The sequence below is a fragment of the Phormidium pseudopriestleyi FRX01 genome (assembly GCF_017313335.1).
GTDB lineage: Bacteria > Cyanobacteriota > Cyanobacteriia > Cyanobacteriales > Laspinemataceae > Laspinema > Laspinema pseudopriestleyi.
Genome location: NZ_JAFLQW010000650.1, coordinates 1 through 3281, shown reverse-complemented (window position 1 = coordinate 3281; position 3281 = coordinate 1). Strand labels below are relative to the sequence as shown.

1 protein-coding gene is annotated in these 3281 nt (G+C 51.2%); it reads right to left on the bottom strand.

Annotated features, from left to right (window positions below; genetic code table 11):
• Positions 1 to 200: 200 nt before the first annotated feature.
• On the bottom strand, positions 201 to 2894 hold the full coding sequence (gene cphA, locus J0895_RS24435; protein WP_207090586.1) for a cyanophycin synthetase: 2694 nt from the start codon (positions 2892 to 2894) through the stop codon (positions 201 to 203).
• Between the last annotated feature and the right edge of the window lie 387 nt (positions 2895 to 3281).

The following is a 3281-nucleotide window of genomic DNA, read 5'->3' as shown; positions in this document are numbered from 1 at the left end:
GGCGGGGGCAGTTTCTGGGGATACGATTAAGAGATATGTTGAGAACCAAAAAACTAAGTAATTGGTTAGCTACGTACCTACGCTAACCCCCTTATATCCCACGGCTAAAGCACGTGGGTTTTACGGCGTTTTCTATAAAAAAAAGACTTGAAAATGGATAGTTATCATTTTCAAGTCTTTTGTAAAGGTTCACGGGTGAATTAAGTGGAAGACTCGCTATATTCAACCGAGGAGGATTCTACTGGCTTAGAACCATTGAGGGGAATGCGCGGTTCTTCTAGGGGTTTGCGCTTCTCGATCAGGTTAATAGCACGAGTGACGCTTTCGGGGAGAATGACGACTAAGCTGCCAGAGGGAGCCTGATCTAGGGCGGTTTCGATCGCCTCGGTTTCATTGAGGATGGTTTGATACGCCGCAGGACCATTCGCTTGGGCGATGCCTTCACTGATGAAGTGGGCCGCATTTCCCCGGGGACGACCTCGGGTATCATTATCTTCTTTGACAATAATTTGTTTGAAGATTTCTGCGGAGAGTTTGCCGAGGTTGGTCAAATCTTCATCCCGGCGATCGCCAGGACCACCGATGACGCCAATAGTTTCTCCGGGCCAATTTCGCACGAACCCGCCCAGGGCTTCATAACTGGCGGCATTATGGGCATAATCCACCAAGGCATGATAACTCCCCATATTGAACAGATTCATCCGTCCCGGGGTTTGGGCAACCGATGCCTCAAAGGTTGCCAATCCACTGCGAATTTGCTCAATGGGAACGCCATTGCTATAGGCAGCTAAGGCAGCGGCGAGGGCGTTGGCAATCATAAAGGGAGCCAACCCTGCCATCGTTAATGGCACGTTAACCGCCTGTTCAATCCGGAGGGTCCAATCTCCTTTAATAATGGAGAGATAGCCATTTTCATAGACGGCGGCGAGTCCGCCATTGCGGACATGATTTTGCAGAACTTCGTTCTCGGGGTCCATTGAGAAATAGGCGATTTGAGATTTCACCCGTTTTGCCATCTTTACCACTAGGGGGTCTTCGGCATTCAGGATGGCATAGCCTTTGGGATCGACGGATTCGGCGAGGACGCTTTTGAGGGTCGCCATTTGTTCGATGGTATCGATATCGCCGATGCCGAGATGATCGGCTGAGACATTTAAAACCACCCCGACATCGCAGCGATCGAACGCCAAACCCGATCGCAAAATGCCACCTCGGGCCGTTTCTAAGACAGCCACCTCGACAGTGGGGTCTTTCAAAATCAGTTCGGCACTTTGGGGTCCGGTGTTATCCCCTTTTTCGACGATAAAATCGCCGATATAAGTCCCATCGGTGGTGGTATAACCGATGGTTTTGCCAGTTTGTTTATAAATATGGGCTAACAGGCGGGTGGTGGTCGTTTTGCCATTGGTGCCGGTGATAGCGAGAATGGGAATCCGCGACGGGGTGCCTGAAGGAAAGAGCATTTCCATGACTGGAGCTGCGACGTTGCGGGGCAGGCCCTGGCTGGGACAGACGTGCATCCGGAAACCGGGAGCAGCATTCACTTCAACAATGACGCCATCATTGTCTCGCAGGGGTTGGGAAATATCCGATGTGACCACATCGATGCCACAGATATCTAAGCCAATCATTTTGGCAACTCGTTCAGCCATCCAGAGATTTTCTGGGTGGATTTCATCGGTGCGATCGATGGCGATACCCCCGGTGCTGAGGTTGGCGGTGTAGCGCAGATAGCAGATTTCGCCGTCTTTGAGTACGGTGTCGAGGTCGTATCCTTTGCGTTCCAAAATTTGCATACTGATCCGGTCTACTTGGATCCGGGTCAGGACGTTATCATGGCCGTCGCCTCGGTTGGGGTCGCGATTGGTTTCGTCGATGAGTTCTTGAATGGTGGACCGGCCATTACCGATCGCATGAGCAGGAACCCTTTCTGCAACGGCAATCAGTTTGCCATTGACCACGAGAACCCGGTGGTCCCGACCTTTGTAGTAGCGTTCGATGATCACCGATCGCGTTTTGGAGGCCGTCGTCGCCGCATCGTAAGCTTCTTTGGCTTCTTCCCAGGAGTTAATATCGATGGTAATCCCTCGTCCGTGGTTGCCATCGAGGGGTTTAATCACGATGGGATAGCCACCCACCTCATCGATCGCCTCTTGGAGTTCATCGAGATAGTGAATCAAGGTCCCTCGGGGCACCGGGATTCCGGCATCCCGCAAGGTTTTTTTGGTTCCTTCTTTATCGCAGGCGAGTTCGACGCCTAAAATACTACTGCGATCGGTCAGGGTCGCCTGGACTCGTTTTTGATGAATGCCCGACCCCAGTTGAATCATAGCTCTAGCGCTGGAGTGAAACCACGGAATATCTCGGGATTCCGCTTCTTTAATCAGGGTCTCGGTACTCGGACCCAAGGAAGCTTTAGCCGCCAAATCTTTCAAGTCTTGGAGGTCCTGTTCCAACTCGGAAACGGGATAGCGACCTGTATCGACAATACTGCGACAGAGGCGCACCGCTGCTCTAGCGGCATAGCGACCCGCTTGTTCATCGATATATTCAAACGCCACTTGGTAGGTGCCTGGTGTGGTGGTTTCGCGGGTGCGACCAAAACCAACTATCATCCCCGCGAGTTCCTGGAGTTCTAAGGCAACGTGTTCCACCACATGACCCATATAGGTTCCCTCTTGGACTCGGCTGAGGAATCCTCCTCTACAACCGGGAGAGCAGTAGTGGTCTACCAAACTCGGTAGCGCCTCAACGAGACCTTGATAAAAGCCGGGGTTCAAAGACGTGGGCTTTTCTGCTAAGTCCTCTAGGTCGAGGCGCATAACGATGACCTTGTGGCGTCGAATGCTCCAATAGTTCGGACCCCGTAATGTCTGGATTTTAAGTATTTTCATAAGCTGCGCGAGGATGAAGCTCTTGTTTTGGAAGCAATAGAGGCACTTGTTCTAGTTTCTGGCTTTCGTCCGTTACAATATGTTCATTTTGAACATCTTGCATTGAGTCCAGTCAGGGACAAGTGCAAACTGAATCAGCAGAGAGTGGGTGGTTCAGGTGAAGCGTGAAGTCGAATGGGGTAAGGTTCGGACTTTGAACTTTCAGGTTTCACCGGGACTGGCCTATTCCCTTCTGTGCAGTTTAATCTTGACACTCCCACGCTCTTTAGAGCGTGGGATTCTTTAAGAGTCCAGAATCTGAACCTTAAGGGCGTAGTCAAAGCACCCCTACTGACTCCACTAAGATTAAATCCCAGTGTCGCCGCTACCTTTCTTAAGATATTTGCT

Excerpts from the sequence above, each read along its gene's own strand:
- cphA (WP_207090586.1), bottom strand. The coding sequence starts at position 2,894 with ATGAAAATACTTAAAATCCAGACATTACGGGGTCCGAACTATTGGAGC.